Here is a 2262-nt window from a genome sequence, read left to right as displayed (position 1 = left end):
GTCCTGCAATGCGAAGCACAGCGTCACGCGGTCCCTGGTCGACTCGAGTTGGCTCACGCACAACTTGACACCGCCGTGYTCGGTGAACTTGACGGCGTTCGACAGCAGGTTGGTGAGGATCTGGCCGAGGCGCACGGCGTCGCCTTCCACTGCGGCCGGCAAGGCACTGGGCGCGTCGATCTCGAAACTCACGCCCTTGGCATCGGCCTGCACCGAAATGACCTCACCCAGTTCCTTCAGCAGGCTGCGCAGGCTGAAGGCGGTGCGTTCGACGATCAACTCGCCCGCCTCGATCTTCGAAAGGTCGAGCACATTGTTGAGCACCACCAGCAGCGACTTGCTCGCCAGCTTGACCTTGGCCAGGAAGGCCCGTTGCTCGTCGTTCAAGGCTGTCTGCCCGAGAAGGTAGGACAGGCCGATCACCGCGTTCATGGGTGTACGGATCTCATGGCTCATGTTGGCGAGGAATTCGCTCTTGGCGCGGTTCGCCTGCTCGGCCTTGTGCGTGGCTTCGCGCAGCGACTCTTCGTATTGCTTGCGCTCGGTGATGTCGCGCGCAGCCGCAAAGACGCCCTGCAGTCTGCGGTCGCGGTCGTAGAAGGTGGTCGCGTTGTACGACACCACGGTTTCCTTGCCGTCCCGGTCGCGCGCGGTCAATTCGTAATTGGTGACCTTCTGTTGGGTCAGCACCAGCCTGATGGCCGCCTCGRCCCGCTCCGGGTCTGTGAAGTAGTTCTTGAACGGTGCGCCGATCAGTTCGTCTCGCGTGCAACCGGTGAGCGCCTCCGTCTGCTTGTTGGCGTCGGTGATGATGCCGCCCGGGTCGGTCGCCATCAGCGCATCGACATTGGATTCGATCAAGGACCGCGTATAGAAGTGCTGATCGCGCAGGCGTTGGTCGAGCTTCTTGCGTTCCTCTTCGATCTGCTGGCGTACCGTGTTGTCGGTGCCGATCAACAGRTAGCCGATGATGGCGTCCTGCGGGTCGCGCAGGGCCGTCACCGACACGACCGCCGGGAAGCGGCTTCCATCCTTGCGGACCTTGGTGAGTTCGTAGATGTCTTCGATCCCACGCGAAGCCTTGAACGCCAATGCCTCGAAGCCCGGTGTGATCAGGACGCCGAATTCCGCGCTCAGCGCCTGCGCGCGCGCGATCACTTCCTGGGGGTCATGCAGGTCGGCCGGCGTGATCTTGTTCGTCACCTCAGCGGCGGTGTAGCCCATCATCCTTTCGGCGCCGACGTTGAAGATCTGGATCACGCCCTTCGCATCAGTGGCGATGCTCGAGAAGTTGGCGCTGTTGAAGATGGCGCTCTGCAAGGCGCCGGCTTTGAGCAAGGCCTCTTCGGCGCGTTTGCGGGCCGTGTTGTCGGTGCCGATCAGCAGGTAGCCGATGATGGTGTCCTGCGCGTCGCGCAGGGCGGTGACCGAAACGACCGCCGGAAACCGGCTGCCATCCTTTCTGATGTAGGTCAGCTCGTACATGTCCTCGATGCCGCGCGAGGCCTTGAACACCAGGGCTTCGAAGCCCGGTGCGATGGGGGTGTCGAGTTCGACGCTGAGTTCCTTCGCGCGTGCAATCACTTCCTGAGGGTCGGAAATGTCGGCCGGGGTGATCTTGTTCACCACGTCGGCGGCCACATAACCCAGCATGCGTTCGGCGCCGACGTTGAAGATCTGGATCACGCCCTTCGCATCGGTGGCGATGCTCGAGAAGTTGGCGCTGTTGAAAATCGCGCTCTGCAAGGCGCCGGTTTTCAGCAGGGCCTCCTGGCGACGTGCTTCGGTGATGGACTCCTTCGAGCCGACCTCGGGGCCAGGAAGAACGGGGTGGCGGATTCTCTTGGTCATGGTCAGCCTCGGTCGGAGAGCATTTCACGCAGGCGTCCCACTCTTCGGTGGCGTCTGGCGGATGGAGGGCCCGACCCTGCGGGCCACCAGCGGCACATCGACGTCGGCGATGTCCAGCAGCCGGGCGTGGGCCCGGCCGCCACGCTTGGCGCCGTATAAAGCCTTGTCGGCGCACTGGATCAGATCCTTCGCAGCGCAGTGCGCGTCCATGTCGTTTCTGAAGCGCGAATCGGCCGTCGGCGGTACCCAGCACACGCTGTCGTCGTCGTAGCAGCCGATGCCGATGCTCACGGTGACGTGGCCGGCTGTCGGCGACGTCTCGTGCACGGTGCCCAGCGCTTCGATAGCATTGAGAATGTCGCGGGCCACGTGCTCTGCCCCGCTCCGTGGCGTCTGCGGAAGCATGACGAC

2 protein-coding genes are annotated in these 2262 nt (G+C 63.4%); both read right to left on the bottom strand.

Annotated elements, in window-relative coordinates:
- The coding region (locus AC1DYI_RS33175; RefSeq protein ID WP_477208363.1) for a PAS domain S-box protein at positions 1-1851 on the bottom strand (1851 nt) is incomplete at its 3' end.
- A 24-nt stretch (positions 1852-1875) separates the two neighbouring features.
- Positions 1876-2262, bottom strand: a 387-nt coding sequence (locus AC1DYI_RS33170) for a nucleotidyl cyclase domain-containing protein (RefSeq protein ID WP_477208362.1), incomplete at its 5' end; no start/stop codon positions are given.

Source organism: Ideonella sp. P3_A4 (assembly GCF_056403075.1).
This window is presented reverse-complemented; position numbering and strand designations above follow the sequence as displayed.